The 13,068-nt window shown below is 42.4% G+C and carries 15 protein-coding genes; 7 read left to right on the top strand and 8 right to left on the bottom strand.

Features of this window, described 5'->3' with window-relative positions; genetic code table 11:
• The first annotated feature begins 6 nt into the window (after nucleotides 1–6).
• The 7 genes from hisD to hisIE all read left to right on the top strand — a co-directional run bounded on the left by hisD (nucleotide 7) and on the right by hisIE (nucleotide 6,462).
• Nucleotides 7–1,299: a histidinol dehydrogenase gene (gene hisD / locus MKO06_RS12075; RefSeq protein ID WP_241551405.1), complete on the top strand. Its 1,293-nt coding sequence runs from the start codon at nucleotides 7–9 to the stop codon at nucleotides 1,297–1,299.
• Nucleotides 1,292–2,344, top strand: a complete 1,053-nt coding sequence (gene hisC, locus MKO06_RS12070; RefSeq protein ID WP_241551404.1) for a histidinol-phosphate transaminase — start codon at nucleotides 1,292–1,294, stop codon at nucleotides 2,342–2,344. The genes hisD and hisC overlap by 8 nt, the downstream gene beginning before the upstream one ends.
• Nucleotides 2,337–3,476, top strand: coding sequence for a bifunctional histidinol-phosphatase/imidazoleglycerol-phosphate dehydratase HisB (gene hisB, locus MKO06_RS12065; protein ID WP_241551403.1), 1,140 nt, complete (start codon nucleotides 2,337–2,339; stop codon nucleotides 3,474–3,476). Before hisC ends, hisB begins: the two co-directional genes overlap by 8 nt.
• A 78-nt stretch (nucleotides 3,477–3,554) precedes the next feature.
• A complete protein-coding gene (gene hisH / locus MKO06_RS12060; protein WP_241551402.1) occupies nucleotides 3,555–4,148 on the top strand; it encodes an imidazole glycerol phosphate synthase subunit HisH in 594 nt (197 codons plus the stop codon).
• 35 nt (nucleotides 4,149–4,183) lie between these two features.
• Entirely contained in the window at nucleotides 4,184–4,909 is a 726-nt protein-coding gene (hisA, locus tag MKO06_RS12055) for a 1-(5-phosphoribosyl)-5-[(5-phosphoribosylamino)methylideneamino]imidazole-4-carboxamide isomerase (protein ID WP_241551401.1), read from the top strand.
• An 81-nt stretch (nucleotides 4,910–4,990) separates the two neighbouring features.
• The gene (gene hisF, locus MKO06_RS12050) at nucleotides 4,991–5,746 is read left to right on the top strand and encodes an imidazole glycerol phosphate synthase subunit HisF (protein ID WP_241551400.1); all 756 of its coding nucleotides are present in this window, start codon (nucleotides 4,991–4,993) and stop codon (nucleotides 5,744–5,746) included.
• A gap of 95 nt (nucleotides 5,747–5,841) precedes the next feature.
• On the top strand, nucleotides 5,842–6,462 hold the full coding sequence (hisIE, locus tag MKO06_RS12045) for a bifunctional phosphoribosyl-AMP cyclohydrolase/phosphoribosyl-ATP diphosphatase HisIE (protein ID WP_241551399.1): 621 nt from the start codon (nucleotides 5,842–5,844) through the stop codon (nucleotides 6,460–6,462).
• 97 nt (nucleotides 6,463–6,559) lie between these two features.
• On the opposite strand, the gene MKO06_RS12040 is transcribed toward hisIE, so the two are convergent.
• From MKO06_RS12040 to MKO06_RS12005, 8 genes are all read right to left on the bottom strand, one after another.
• Entirely contained in the window at nucleotides 6,560–7,414 is an 855-nt protein-coding gene (locus tag MKO06_RS12040) for a pirin family protein (RefSeq protein ID WP_241551398.1), read from the bottom strand.
• Nucleotides 7,415–7,418: 4 nt separating this feature from the next.
• Nucleotides 7,419–8,159, bottom strand: coding sequence for an NYN domain-containing protein (locus tag MKO06_RS12035; protein WP_241551397.1), 741 nt, complete (start codon nucleotides 8,157–8,159; stop codon nucleotides 7,419–7,421).
• Nucleotides 8,160–8,249: 90 nt separating this feature from the next.
• Nucleotides 8,250–9,398: a baeRF7 domain-containing protein gene (locus tag MKO06_RS12030; RefSeq protein WP_241551396.1), complete on the bottom strand. Its 1,149-nt coding sequence runs from the start codon at nucleotides 9,396–9,398 to the stop codon at nucleotides 8,250–8,252.
• 150 nt (nucleotides 9,399–9,548) lie between these two features.
• Nucleotides 9,549–10,427: a cation diffusion facilitator family transporter gene (locus MKO06_RS12025; protein WP_241551395.1), complete on the bottom strand. Its 879-nt coding sequence runs from the start codon at nucleotides 10,425–10,427 to the stop codon at nucleotides 9,549–9,551.
• Nucleotides 10,428–10,461: 34 nt separating this feature from the next.
• Complete coding sequence (locus tag MKO06_RS12020) at nucleotides 10,462–11,217, bottom strand: sulfite exporter TauE/SafE family protein (protein ID WP_241551394.1); 756 nt, start codon at nucleotides 11,215–11,217, stop codon at nucleotides 10,462–10,464.
• Nucleotides 11,218–11,227: 10 nt separating this feature from the next.
• Complete coding sequence (locus MKO06_RS12015; RefSeq protein ID WP_241551393.1) at nucleotides 11,228–11,716, bottom strand: GNAT family N-acetyltransferase; 489 nt, start codon at nucleotides 11,714–11,716, stop codon at nucleotides 11,228–11,230.
• The gene (locus MKO06_RS12010) at nucleotides 11,717–12,565 is read right to left on the bottom strand and encodes a DUF1853 family protein (protein ID WP_241551392.1); all 849 of its coding nucleotides are present in this window, start codon (nucleotides 12,563–12,565) and stop codon (nucleotides 11,717–11,719) included.
• 7 nt (nucleotides 12,566–12,572) lie between these two features.
• Entirely contained in the window at nucleotides 12,573–13,067 is a 495-nt protein-coding gene (locus MKO06_RS12005) for a GyrI-like domain-containing protein (protein WP_241551391.1), read from the bottom strand.
• Nucleotide 13,068 lies beyond the last annotated feature (1 nt).

Here is a 13,068-nt window from a genome sequence, read left to right as displayed (position 1 = left end):
AAAAGAATGAAGAAGATCCTTAATCCAACCCGAACCGAATGGGCTAATGTCCTGAAAAGGCCAACCCAGACTTTCGATGATATTGAAGATACTGTAAAGCAGATCTTTCGGGAGATCCAACAGGAAGGCAATAAGGCTGTAAAAAAATATACTGAACGCTTTGATGGCGTTAAGCTGGAAGATATCAGAGTTTCAGAAGAAGAGATCGAAAAGGCCCAGGAACTGGTATCTCCAGAATTAAAGAAGGCTATTGAGCTTGCTAAGAACAATATCGAAAATTTTCACGCCGCTCAAAAAACCGAAAGAGTAAGCCTGGAAACCATCGAAGGTGTTCAATGCTGGCAGGAAAAAAGGCCCATCCAAAAGGTTGGATTGTATATTCCCGGAGGTACGGCGCCTTTGTTCTCTTCTATTCTTATGCTTGCCATTCCGGCCAGGATAGCGGGTTGTGAGGAGGTTGTCCTGTGTACACCTCCTAATAAAAAAGCTGAAATAGATCCGGCTATCCTTTATACTGCATCACTTTGCGGAGTAAAAAAGATCTTCAAGGTTGGCGGAATCCAGGCAATTGGTGCGATGAGCTTTGGTACTGAGGCTATTCCAAAGGTTTATAAGATCTTTGGTCCAGGGAACCAGTTCGTGACCGTGGCCAAGCAATTGGCAACCAAGTACGAGGTTGCCATCGACATGCCTGCAGGTCCTTCCGAATTACTGGTAATGGCTGATGATTCGGCAAACCCGGCCTATGTAGCTTCTGATCTGCTGAGCCAGGCGGAACATGGAACTGATAGCCAGGTGATCCTGGTATCGACTTCAGAAGAGCTGCTGGATTCGGTTTCAGAAGAGATCGAAAGTCAGTTAAAGCAATTGCCAAGGAAAGAAATAGCTCAAAAAGCCATAATGAATTCCAAGCTGATCCTGGTAGATTCTAACGAAAAAGCAATGGACCTTATCAATGAGTACGGGCCGGAACATTTTATCCTGTGCGTACAGAATGAATCTTTCTTCCTTGATGGAATTGCTAACGCCGGTTCGGTATTTATTGGTAATTATACACCGGAAAGTGCCGGGGATTATGCTTCGGGTACCAACCACACCCTGCCAACAAATGGTTATGCCAAGCAATATAGCGGGGTGAACCTGGATAGTTTTCTGAAAAGCATCACTTTTCAGAAAATATCAGAGCAGGGAATTAAGAATATTGGGCCGGCCATTGAGCTTATGGCTGAAGCTGAAGGTTTGCAGGCTCACAAGAACGCAGTAAGTTTAAGATTAAAAGACCTCGATCAAAATGAATAAATTTAACCTGGAATCCCTAATCAGGCCTAACGTGGCCAGTTTGACCGCCTATTCCTCGGCGAGGGACGAATTCAAAACACAGGGCACTGAAATGGTGTTCCTGGACGCCAATGAGAATCCGAATGACAATGGCCTGAATCGTTATCCCGATCCACAACAAAACAAGTTAAAGGAAAAACTGGGCGCCGTAAAGGGTGTGAATATGGAAAAGATCCTGCTTGGGAATGGCAGCGATGAAGTCCTTGACCTTATTTTACGCGCATTCTGTGAACCCGGGAAAGATAATATCATCAGCCTGCCGCCAACCTACGGAATGTATAAAGTGCTGGCTGATATCAATAATATTGAAAACAGGGAGGTGCTTCTTACTGCCGATTTTGAACCAGATGTTGAGGCTATTCTCGAAAAGGTCGATCTGCAGACCAAGATCATCTTTCTTTGCTCACCTAATAATCCCTCTGGAAATGCATTTAATGCGGAAAGAATTGAGAGGATTCTGAAGAATTTTGATGGGTTGGTGGTGATCGATGAGGCTTATATAGATTTTTCAGAATCTGAAAGCTGGACCAAAAGACTGGATGAATTTCCAAATTTGATCATTACCCAGACTTTTTCCAAGGCATACGGTTTGGCTGCGATCAGGCTGGGAATTTTGTATGCGTCAAGGGATATCATCCGTATCTTGAACAAGATCAAACCTCCATACAATGTAAATCAGCTTACTCAGAACGAGGCTCTTAGAAGACTGAAAAATGCTTCTGAAATAGACATGCAAGTTTCTGATATACTGAATGAAAGAAACAGGTTAATTAAAGAACTACTTCAAGTTCCATTTGTTTCGAAAATATATAGATCTGATTCTAATTTTTTACTTGTTAAAGTAGATAATGCCAATTTAAGATATGATGAGTTGATCCATAAAGGAGTAGTGGTTAGAAACAGAAGCAACCAGCCGCTTTGTGAAAACTGCCTGCGATTTACCATAGGGACAGCTGCTGAAAATGATAAATTACTAAAAGCTCTTAAAGAGATACAGAATGACTAAAATATTATTTGTAGACCGTGACGGGACCCTGATCCACGAACCAGAGGATTACCAGATAGACAGCCTGGATAAACTCGAATTTTACCCAGAGGTTTTTACTTACCTCGCAAAGATCGCCAAAGAACTGGATTATGAGATCGTGATGGTCACCAACCAGGACGGATTGGGAACCGACAGCTTCCCGGAAACTGATTTCTGGCCGATACAGAATTTCATTATTAAAACCTTTCAAAATGAAGGTGTGGAGTTTAGCGATGTACTAATAGATCGCACCTTTGCAAAGGATAATGCACCAACGCGTAAACCAAAAACCGGTTTGCTGGAAAAGAAATTTATCGGGAACAGCGATTACGATCTAAAGAATTCGTTCATGGTGGGTGACAGGCTAACCGATATTGAATTTGCCCATAACTTTGGTGGGAAAGGAATTTTTATCGATAATCATGCTGGCCTGGCTGAAGATGAAGTTGAAAACGATAAATCTGAAGTAGAAGGCAACATCGCTTTACGAACCAAGTCCTGGAAGGAGATCTATGAATTCCTGAAGTTACAGGACAGGACTGCCAGCATAGAAAGGAAGACCAATGAAACCGATATCCAGATCGACTTAAATCTCGACGGAACCGGTGAAAGCGAAATAAGCACCGGGATCGCCTTTTTTGACCATATGCTGGACCAGTTAGCCCGGCATGGGCAGATGGACCTTAAGATCAAAGTGAATGGTGACCTTGAGGTAGATGAGCACCATACCATCGAAGATACCGCGATCGCCCTTGGAGAGGTCTTCAGCAAAGCACTTGGAAACAAGTTAGGGATCGAACGTTATGGTTTTTGTCTTCCAATGGATGACTGTTTAGCCCAGGTAGCTATCGATTTTGGCGGAAGAAACTGGCTGGAATGGGATGCAGAATTCACACGGGAAATGATCGGCAAAATGCCTACTGAAATGTTCTTTCATTTCTTCAAATCCTTTACTGATGGCGCAAAGGCTAATTTGAACATCAAAGCCGAGGGAACTAATGAACACCATAAGATCGAGGCAATTTTCAAGGCTTTTGCAAAATCCATAAAAATGGCGGTAAAACGGGATGCCGAAAAAATGATCCTGCCGTCTACAAAAGGAATGCTGTAGGAAGTACGATTGCGAAGTACGAATTACGAAGTTAGAAGTACGAAATAAGAAAATTAATTATTCTGCTAGGTTTTTAAAATGAAAGAAAATCAAAAAATAGTAATCATCGATTACGGTGCCGGGAATATTCAAAGCATCAAATTCGCCATTAAACGTTTGGGTTTTGATGCCTTTTTGAGCCATGATGAGGAAGAGATCAGGAATGCTGATAAGGTGATCTTTCCGGGAGTTGGAGAAGCAGGCAGTGCGATGAAAATGCTTAGATCAACCGGCCTTGATAAAGTGATCCCTGAATTAAAACAGCCGGTTCTTGGTATCTGCCTGGGAATGCAGTTGATGTGTAATCATTCTGAAGAAGGTGATACCACGGGGCTCGGTATTTTCGATGCGGAAGTGGAGAGATTCAGCAAATCGGTAAAAGTACCGCAAATAGGCTGGAACCAGATCGTTAATTTGAATTCTCACTTATTCGATAATGTTGAAGATGGAGAATATGTTTACCTGGTACACAGTTACTATGTTCCGGAATGTGCCGATGAGATCGCAAGGACAGCCTACGGAGTGAATTATTCGACCGCACTTCACCGGGATAATTTTTACGGAGTTCAGTTTCATCCTGAAAAAAGCAGCAAAACCGGGGAACAAATATTGAAGAACTTTTTGAATCTCTAAACAATTCAAAATTCTGAATTTAAAATTTAAAATTAATGCGAATCATTCCTGCAATTGATATTATCGAAGGAAAATGCGTAAGGCTTTCCAAAGGTGATTATGATACCAAAAAGATATATAACGAAAACCCATTGGAAGTTGCAAAATCTTTCGAAGACCATGGTATAGAATACCTGCACCTGGTAGATTTAGACGGTGCCAAGTCAAAACATATCGTCAATCATAAAATACTCGAACAAATCGCTTCGAAAACCAGCTTAAAGGTTGATTTTGGGGGCGGACTGAAGTCAGATAAAGACCTGAAGATAGCCTTCGATAGCGGGGCAAACCAGATCACCGGTGGAAGTATCGCTGTAAAAGATGCTGAAACCTTCCAGGGCTGGCTGGAAAAATACGGAAGTGAGAAGATCATCCTGGGAGCCGATGCAAAGAATAGAAAGATCGCTGTTTCCGGCTGGCTGGAAGATTCAGATGAAGAGATCATTCCTTTTATTCAGAATTATGAGAAAAAAGGGATGAAATTTGTGATCTGTACCGATATTTCCAAGGATGGAATGTTACAAGGGCCGTCTTTCGATTTGTATGAGGAAATAATTTCAGAAACCGAAAATATCAGCCTGATAGCTTCGGGAGGTATTTCGAAATTCGATGAATTGCCCAAATTGGAAGAGCTGGGCTGTGAAGGGGTGATCATAGGCAAAGCGATCTATGAGAATCGCATTAGTTTAAAACAATTGGAAAGTTATATTTTAAATAAGTAATAATTGTCACCCTGAGCCTGTTTCAAAATCTCTGAGAAGCTGAAACAAGTTCAGCCTGACGTTAATTAATAATATTAAATCGTGCTAACAAAACGAATCATTCCCTGCCTGGATATAAAAAACGGAAGAACTGTAAAGGGCGTTAATTTTGTCGACCTCAGGGATGCCGGTGATCCGGTAGAGCTGGCCGCGGCCTATGCTGAAAAAGGAGCAGACGAACTGGTTTTCCTGGATATTTCGGCTACCGAAGAGAAAAGGAAAACACTTGCAAAACTGGTACTGGATGTCGCTGAACAATTGAACATTCCGTTTACCGTTGGCGGAGGAATATCCTCGGTTGAAGACGTAGATATATTGCTGAAGAATGGGGCAGATAAGGTTTCCATCAATTCTTCGGCGGTTAAGAATCCGGACCTGATCAACCAGCTTTCAGAAAAATTCGGCAGCCAGTGTGTGGTAGTGGCCATAGACGCCAAATATATAGATGGGAACTGGAAAGTTCACCTGGTAGGAGGAAAGGTGCCAACAGACCTGGATCTTTTCGAATGGGCCAGGGAAGTGGAGCAACGGGGTGCAGGAGAGATCCTGTTCACTTCGATGGATCATGACGGGACCAAGAACGGTTTCGCCAATGAAGCCCTGTCAAAACTTTCAGAAGAACTGAATATTCCGATCATCGCATCGGGCGGAGCGGGTAAAATTGAGCATTTTACAGATACCTTTCAGAAAGGAAAAGCAGACGCTGCCCTGGCGGCTAGTGTATTTCACTTTAAGGAAATAGAAATCACTGATCTGAAGAAACAACTGAGAACGCTGGGAATTCCGGTAAGGTTGTAAATCCATATGCCGAATTTATTTCAGCATCAAAATATAAAACTCATAAAAAGATCCTGAAACAAGTTCAGGATGACCTAATACAGAATTTAAGAAAAATGAATATAGATTTCGATAAAAATAGTGATGGGCTCGTCCCGGCGATCATACAGGATGCGAACACCAAAAAGGTTTTGATGCTTGGTTATATGAACGAAGAAGCCTTTCTGAAGACCAATGAGATCAAACGGGTGACTTTTTATAGTCGCTCAAAAAAGCGTTTATGGACCAAAGGTGAGGAAAGCGGGAATTTCCTGAACCTGGTGAACATTAAACTGGATTGCGATAATGATACGCTTCTTGTCCAGGTAAAACCTGAAGGGCCTGTTTGCCATAAAGGAACCGATACCTGTTGGGCTGAAGCAAACAAACCAGATTATGGTTTCCTCACAAGGCTCGAAGGGATTATCGAAAATCGTCATAAATTAAGTGAAACCGATCCTGAACTTCGTACTGAAAACGATAATAGCTATGTTGTTTCTCTTTTTGATAAAGGGATCAATAAGATTGCCCAGAAAGTAGGAGAGGAGGCCGTAGAAACGGTGATCGAGGCCAAAGACGATAACGATGAGCTTTTTCTCAACGAAAGTGCCGATCTGCTTTTTCATTATTTGATACTGCTAAAAGCCAAAGGCTTCCAATTAGCCGATATCGTAAAGGTGCTGGAGGAAAGACACTGATAATTGATAAAATTTTCTTTTTTCTGTAAAAAAATAACCCTGAATCAATTTCAGGGTTATTTTTTAGAGAATTTCGCTGGTTTAGAATTGGAATGAACTACTCATCCCAGCTGCCCATTTTACCGGCTTTATAATCATCGTATGCCTGGCGGATCTCTTCTTCCGAATTCATCACGAAAGGTCCGCCAAATACTACTTTTTCATCAAATGGTTCAGCATGTCCAAGCAAGAGGATACTTTTCTCCCTTGACACTATTTCCAGAATTTCACTGTTTTTAGAGAATTCTGCCAAATGAAGCTCTGGAACCTCGATCTCGTTAACTTCCAGCTTTCCTCGTATAACATAAAAAAAGATATTATGCGATTTCGGGATCTCGAGTTTGATCTCTGAGTCTTCGTTAAAATGTACCAGGGACAGGTCTACAGAGGTAGGAGTGTCAAAAGCTCCGCGGATTCCTTTAAAATTGCCTGATACAACCTGAGCTTTAACCGTATCTTCCTCATTTTTCCAGACAGAGATCTGGTCTTCCTGAAGTCCCTTATAGCTGGGCTCCACCATTTTTAGCCTGCTGGGAAGGTTTACCCATAATTGCAGGATCTCCAGAGGTCCGCCTTTTTCCTTGAATTCATCAGAAGAAATTTCAGCATGGATAAGGCCTTTCCCGGCTGTCATCCATTGCACGCCACCGCTTTCGATCACGCTCTTATGTCCGCCGCTATCTTTATGTGCAATATCTCCGTCAATGATAAATGTCACCGTTTCCATTCCCCTGTGCGGATGCGGTCCAAAAGGGAGCCCGTCATTGTTAGGGGGATAGGTTTGAGGTCCATGATGGTTAAGAAAAATGAACGGGTCAATCATTTGTAAGTTCCGGGTGGGAAGAGGCGACCAGGTTTCAAGGTCTCCCATAGGACGATATTCGGCTGTATGCAGTTTTTTGATATTCCTCATGGGCTTATTTATTTTTTACGTAGATAAGTTTAAACTTGGAATTGGCATTCTCGCGTGATTCGATCTCGAATTTATTGATCGAATTGATCATGGGTGTAAGTTTCTGGAATCCGTAATTACGTGAATCGAAATTAGGTTGTTTCTTCTGAAGAAGACTTCCAACATCTCCCAGGAAGGCCCAGCCATCTTCATCGGCAACATCTGAAATGGTTTGGGCAATAAGCCTTATCACCGCGGGAGTGATCTTGTCAACATTCTGTTTTCTTCCGGCCTTATCTTTGGACTTGCCAGAAGATGAATCGGGTTCCTTGGTCTGGTCCTTCAGGATCTCGATGTATATGAACTTATCACAGGCAACAATAAAAGGATCTGGTGTTTTCTTTTCGCCTATTCCAATCACTTTCATACTGGCTTCGCGAAGCCGGGTCGCCAGTCTGGTAAAATCGGAATCACTGGAGACCAGGCAGAATCCATCAACCTTATTAGAATATAAAATATCCATAGCGTCGATGATCATGGCTGAATCTGTAGCATTCTTTCCCTGTGTATATCCGTATTGCTGAATAGGATGTATGGCATTTTCGAGAAGTACGGTCTTCCATTTGTTTAGGTGAGGTTTGGTCCAGTCACCATAAATGCGTTTGATGGTTGGATTTCCGTATTTGGCGATCTCTTCCATCATTTCCTTCACGTGGGCAGACGGAATATTATCGCCGTCTATAAGTACTGCGAGGTTGGTTTCCATTAAAAATTTAATTTGAGGTTGCTAAAGTTAACTAAAATTACCTCAGCAGAATTAAAAAAGGCCCGTATAAACGAGCCTTTTGGTATTTAATTAGAATCTTAAGAGGGCATTCATTTTGGATTTTTTCTGAGGCATGAACTCATGTTCTACCAGGTAAACCTTTCCGCCCATTTCGATGGTCTTACGAGCAGCGAGATTCAGCAGGGAGATATCCCCATCGGTTGGTTCGTCGCTAAAATCAACTTTCATCTCATCTTCGTGGTAATTGCCCCAGACTTCAGCGCGATTTTCAATGAACAAGGTATCTACTTTTCCCTGGTAAACCGCCGGAATGATATCGCTAAGCGCCGAGGTGGTATTTTCGGTGCTGCTTAGCTCCTTATATTTTTCGATCTTCTTATCCCTGGTTTCGTTAAGATAAGGTTCAAAAATATCCATAGCGCGGGCGTGAATTCCCATGAGATCGGTGTCATTAGGATTTCCGGCGATCACTTTATCAAAAAGATGATTGTAGGTATTGGCATCCTTATAAATAGGGAAGAGGTAGTCCTGGCAGAATACCAGTAAAGGAAGTTTTTCCTTATTCAAATAATCCTTTAGTCCCTGGTCTACTGCGCGGAAGAACTGCTTGGCTTCCTCTTTTTCATCGCGTTCGCTTCCTCCATGTCCATGAAATTGAGTTTTTTCACCACCCTCATCCTGAGTTCTGAATTGAAGCGCTCGCTCTTTATAGTCATATCCAACACGGTCTTGCAGCCTGTTTGGAGTGAGATCCTCGATCTCCACTGGAGTTATACTATATTTACTGGCCTCGTAAAACTTAACATCTCCTAACTGGATGGCCAGGACATTAAAGCGACCATCTCCGGTCATGGCAGGAACCAGTGGTTTCACGTAGAATTCATTTGAAATATAATGGTAGGCTTCAAATTTGATAGGCAGGGTGTAGGATTCGAAAAAGTCTTCGGAAGCGAAAACCGCTAGTCCGTCTGACTGGTGCCTCCAGAAATCTCTGTTTTCAATAAGATCGTTTATAGGTTTTCCAATCTTTTCGATCGTTTTTTCATCGGTTCCTTCCTCTTTTAGCTTCTTTTTGATCTCTGTCCATTGAGAGTTGAGATGCTTTTTGTTCTTTTCTTCCAGAACCTCCTTCCCGGCGCGCTGAGTGGGTATAAATATAGAAATACAGGGTTCAGCATTATGGCCTGAAAGTTTTTTAAATTCTTGTTCGTTGATCATCGACATATCTCCATTTTTTGTGGTTAATTATCAAAAATAATATACGCTTAAACGCAGAGCTATCAAAGCTTACGAGCAGGTTGTAGTGCTAAATCTTTCTTAATTAAATCCGGGAAGTTCTAAAGAAATATTAACGAGGAGCAAAATGCTTTAGATTTCGTCGTCGGGTTCTACGTGAATTAGTACATCGGCTATCTGCGGAAGTTGCTCCAGGATCTCATCCTTTACAAGGTGGGCTATATCATGACCCTGTTTAACGCTGATGTTCGCGTCTACGGCGATATGCAGATCCACATGGTAGGTCATCCCTGTTTTGCGGATAAAGCATTTTTCGGTTTCCACCACCCCAGGATTCTTTTCAGCGATATTCCGGATCTTCTTTTCAATGCCCTCATATCGATGTTCATCCATCACCTCTCCCAATGCAGGCCTTAGGATGAGATAAGCGTTGAAAAGTATAAATCCGGAAGCCAGGAGCGCTGCCCAGTCATCGGCATTTTCATAACCTTTTCCCATGTATAGTGCGATGGAAATTCCTATGAATGCCATGAGCGAAGTGATCGCATCGCTACGGTGATGCCAGGCATCGGCCTTTAAGGCAGAACTCGAGGTTTCCGTGCTTTTCTTAGAAACGAACCTGTAAAAGACTTCCTTTAGAATGATGATCACTGCCAAAACGATAAGTGTATAAGGCTCTGGAACCTCGTGAGGTGTTTGGATGTTTTCGATACTTTCCACCGCGATAAGGGTGGCTGAAGCGACCAAAAAACCTACTACCAAAAATGTAATTAGCGGCTCGGCTTTTCCATGTCCGTAAGGATGATTTTCGTCTGCCGGTTTTGCTGCATAGCGCAAGCCAAGTAAAACGAGCAGGGAAGAAAAGACATCGGTAGTCGATTCGATGGCATCGGCAATTAGCGCATAGGAATTTCCGAAAATGCCTGTAATGGCTTTTGCTATCGCCAGGACAGTGTTAGCGGCAATGCTGAGATAGGAGGTTTTTATGGCTTCGCGGAATTCCGGCTGCATGATTCATTTCTTAGTGACTCCTAATTTATGAATCTTATTTAAGCTGGTTATATATTAACAGGATTCCGCTAATAACCATCAGAATGATCAGTAATTTTCGGAATGTGCTGCTTTTCATTTTTGACAGGAACTTTTTTCCGATGATATTTCCTACTACGGCTCCCAATCCCAGGGCGATCCCGTAGATCCATAATTCAGCATATAAAAGACCGAAAAAGGCGTAACTTCCAATTTGAGAGATACCCAGGAAAAAGGAGTTGACGGTTTTGGTAGCGATCAGTTCCTCTTTATCGAGACCAAGATTTAGGTAAAACGGATTCAGAATGGGGCCAAGCGCCCCGATTATGGTGCCGAGCAGGGAAACTATGAAGCCCAGCGGGATAAAATACCAGAGTCTAACCGGGAATGAACGTTCCTTTTTTCCAAATCTATACTGAAATACGGTACTTACCAGGAATAGTCCTACCAGGATCTGTAACCAGCCTGCATTCACTTTTACAAAGAACCAGCCTGCGATCCAGGCGCCCAGCATAGCTGCCGGGACATAATACCAGAATACCTTCCAGTTGATGTGTTTCCAGAAAATGATAAGCCTGGCCGGCCTTCCTATGAAGGTTCCCAGGTTAAGTACCGGTGCGGTTTTAGTGGTGCTAATAAGGAAATTAAGAAATGGGACGAGGATTAGCGCACCACCGCCACCCGAAATAGTGGAAATAATAAATGCAATAATTCCGGCAGCAAAAAGGATGAATAGATAGAGTATGTTTATATCCTGGAAAATTTCAGCCATTAACCTGATTTTAATCGATTCCTGTTAGTTTGCTTCGTCTTTCAAAGATGAGCGTATCTCGCCAGATCCCATCAAGTTTTGCTATTTTATTCCTCCTGCCCAGCAGTTGGAAGCCGTATTTTTCATGTAGCCGAATGGTGGCTTGGTTTTCTGGAAAAACACTTGAAAACAATGTCCATATCCCATTTTCCTCGGATGAGCTAATAAGTGCTGCCATCAATCCAGATCCAATTCCTTTTCCCGAATGGTTTGGATTTACATAGATACTCACTTCAGCAACACCCCGATAAACTTCCCTTTTTGAAAAAGGTGTAATAGCTGCCCAGCCGAGTAACTGGTCATCTTCAAAATAACCCAACCTGGAATGCGTATGAAATTTCTCGTTCCAATCCTTCCAGCCTGGAACCCTGGTTTCGAAAGTCGCGTTACGGCTCTGCAGGCCATAGCTATAAATTTCGAGGACCTGCAAGGCATTCTCATCTGTGATGAATCTAATCATTTACCACCAAACTATGAAAAAACGAATATAGGAGGTTTTGGTTTTCATCCATATAAGCGGCGACTTGTTTTTGTCCAGAAAGCTTTCGATCTCATGGATGATTTCTGAATAGGTTTTCCAGCTGGAATTGAAAGCGGGATCAGATGACCAGAGTTTCTTCTTCGGACTAAAAAACAGATGTCTCTTCCAGTCCATATCGCGGAATTCATCCAATCCAAGCCAGCTTCCGTCAAAAGACTTTGCATCGGCATTTGTGTACTCCAGTTTTTTCTTTTTTGGTAAATACAGCTGGGCCTTAAAACAAAGCTGCTGATCAATATCTCCAGGCTTAAGATCGTGATCCTGCAGATATCTTTGAGTTTCAGGTTTAAAAAGCAACGGGAATTGCCGCGACCTGAGCTTATCCAGTTTTTTAGAAAAACTATCGCGCCGGTTCGGGCCTATCCATCTTTCCAGCTCGTGGTTAAAAGAAGCATCGTAAACATATAATTTGTAAACCAGCTCTACGTGCAATGGTTTTCGCAGCATATTATCGTAAACCAGGAAATCAAGTTCTCCAAGGGTTTGCTTTTCTTCGATGATCTGGATATTGGAAGCCAGCATCCTGTACCTGTCTGAATGCTTGATGGCAATAGAGAAGAAGCTTTCCATGCGTTTTCCGAGAACCGAATTTCTTGGATGTTGCAAGGCTTTTAAGTCATCCTCAAGATCCTTGGTAAATTTGATTTCGGGAAACTTAAATGTGCTGAATTCATCCAACTCCAGTTTCTCACAAATATCCTGGGTATTTAAAAAGCCCCTGAATTGCTCTGAAAATCCTGGCTGTCCTACATGATCAATATTTGCCAATGGAGATCTAGTTATTTTTAGGCTTGATTGGAATATAGATATGTTCCTTGCTTTCCGGATTTTCGGGACCTTTATAATCCTTGCCCATAACCTCGAAATGAGGGCGGTCTTCCAGTTCGTATCCTGAATTGGGGAGCCATTCTCCAAATATAGCCTGTGCGGTTTCGGCAAATTTTTTGGAAGTTCCTTCATGCACAAAAACTGCATATTTTCCAGCTGGGATCTTCATGCCCTGCAAGCGTTCTGGTAACTGGGATAGATCCTCAACCTCCATGGCTGCCCATTTTTCAAATACCGACTGGGAGTTGAACTGGCCTTTAATAAATCCGTCGTCGTAAACCTGTACCGAATAAAGGTCGCTGGATTTGGCATTTTTGATCTCGTCTTTACTCTTCATAAAACGCTTCCAAAGAATGCCGGTCTTATCATCGGCCAGGCTGGTATGTAAACTGATACCTACTAATTCCTTGGACTCTACGTCAACTATTTCTGGTTCTTTCATA

The organism is Christiangramia oceanisediminis (assembly GCF_022570735.2).
Classification (GTDB): domain Bacteria; phylum Bacteroidota; class Bacteroidia; order Flavobacteriales; family Flavobacteriaceae; genus Christiangramia; species Christiangramia oceanisediminis.
Note: the sequence above shows the minus strand (reverse complement) of the source record. Positions and strands in the feature narration are given on the sequence as shown.

Bases quoted from the DNA above. Each gene is read 5' to 3' on its own strand.
- hisD (WP_241551405.1), top strand. From the start codon at position 7: ATGAAGAAGATCCTTAATCCAACCCGAACCGAATGGGCTAATGTCCTG.
- hisC (WP_241551404.1), top strand. From the start codon at position 1,292: ATGAATAAATTTAACCTGGAATCCCTAATCAGGCCTAACGTGGCCAGT.
- hisB (WP_241551403.1), top strand. From the start codon at position 2,337: ATGACTAAAATATTATTTGTAGACCGTGACGGGACCCTGATCCACGAA.
- hisH (WP_241551402.1), top strand. From the start codon at position 3,555: ATGAAAGAAAATCAAAAAATAGTAATCATCGATTACGGTGCCGGGAAT.
- hisA (WP_241551401.1), top strand. From the start codon at position 4,184: ATGCGAATCATTCCTGCAATTGATATTATCGAAGGAAAATGCGTAAGG.
- hisIE (WP_241551399.1), top strand. From the start codon at position 5,842: ATGAATATAGATTTCGATAAAAATAGTGATGGGCTCGTCCCGGCGATC.
- MKO06_RS12040 (WP_241551398.1), bottom strand. From the start codon at position 7,414: ATGAGGAATATCAAAAAACTGCATACAGCCGAATATCGTCCTATGGGA.
- MKO06_RS12035 (WP_241551397.1), bottom strand. From the start codon at position 8,159: ATGGAAACCAACCTCGCAGTACTTATAGACGGCGATAATATTCCGTCT.
- MKO06_RS12030 (WP_241551396.1), bottom strand. From the start codon at position 9,398: ATGATCAACGAACAAGAATTTAAAAAACTTTCAGGCCATAATGCTGAA.
- MKO06_RS12025 (WP_241551395.1), bottom strand. From the start codon at position 10,427: ATGCAGCCGGAATTCCGCGAAGCCATAAAAACCTCCTATCTCAGCATT.
- MKO06_RS12020 (WP_241551394.1), bottom strand. From the start codon at position 11,217: ATGGCTGAAATTTTCCAGGATATAAACATACTCTATCTATTCATCCTT.
- MKO06_RS12015 (WP_241551393.1), bottom strand. From the start codon at position 11,716: ATGATTAGATTCATCACAGATGAGAATGCCTTGCAGGTCCTCGAAATT.
- MKO06_RS12005 (WP_241551391.1), bottom strand. From the start codon at position 13,067: ATGAAAGAACCAGAAATAGTTGACGTAGAGTCCAAGGAATTAGTAGGT.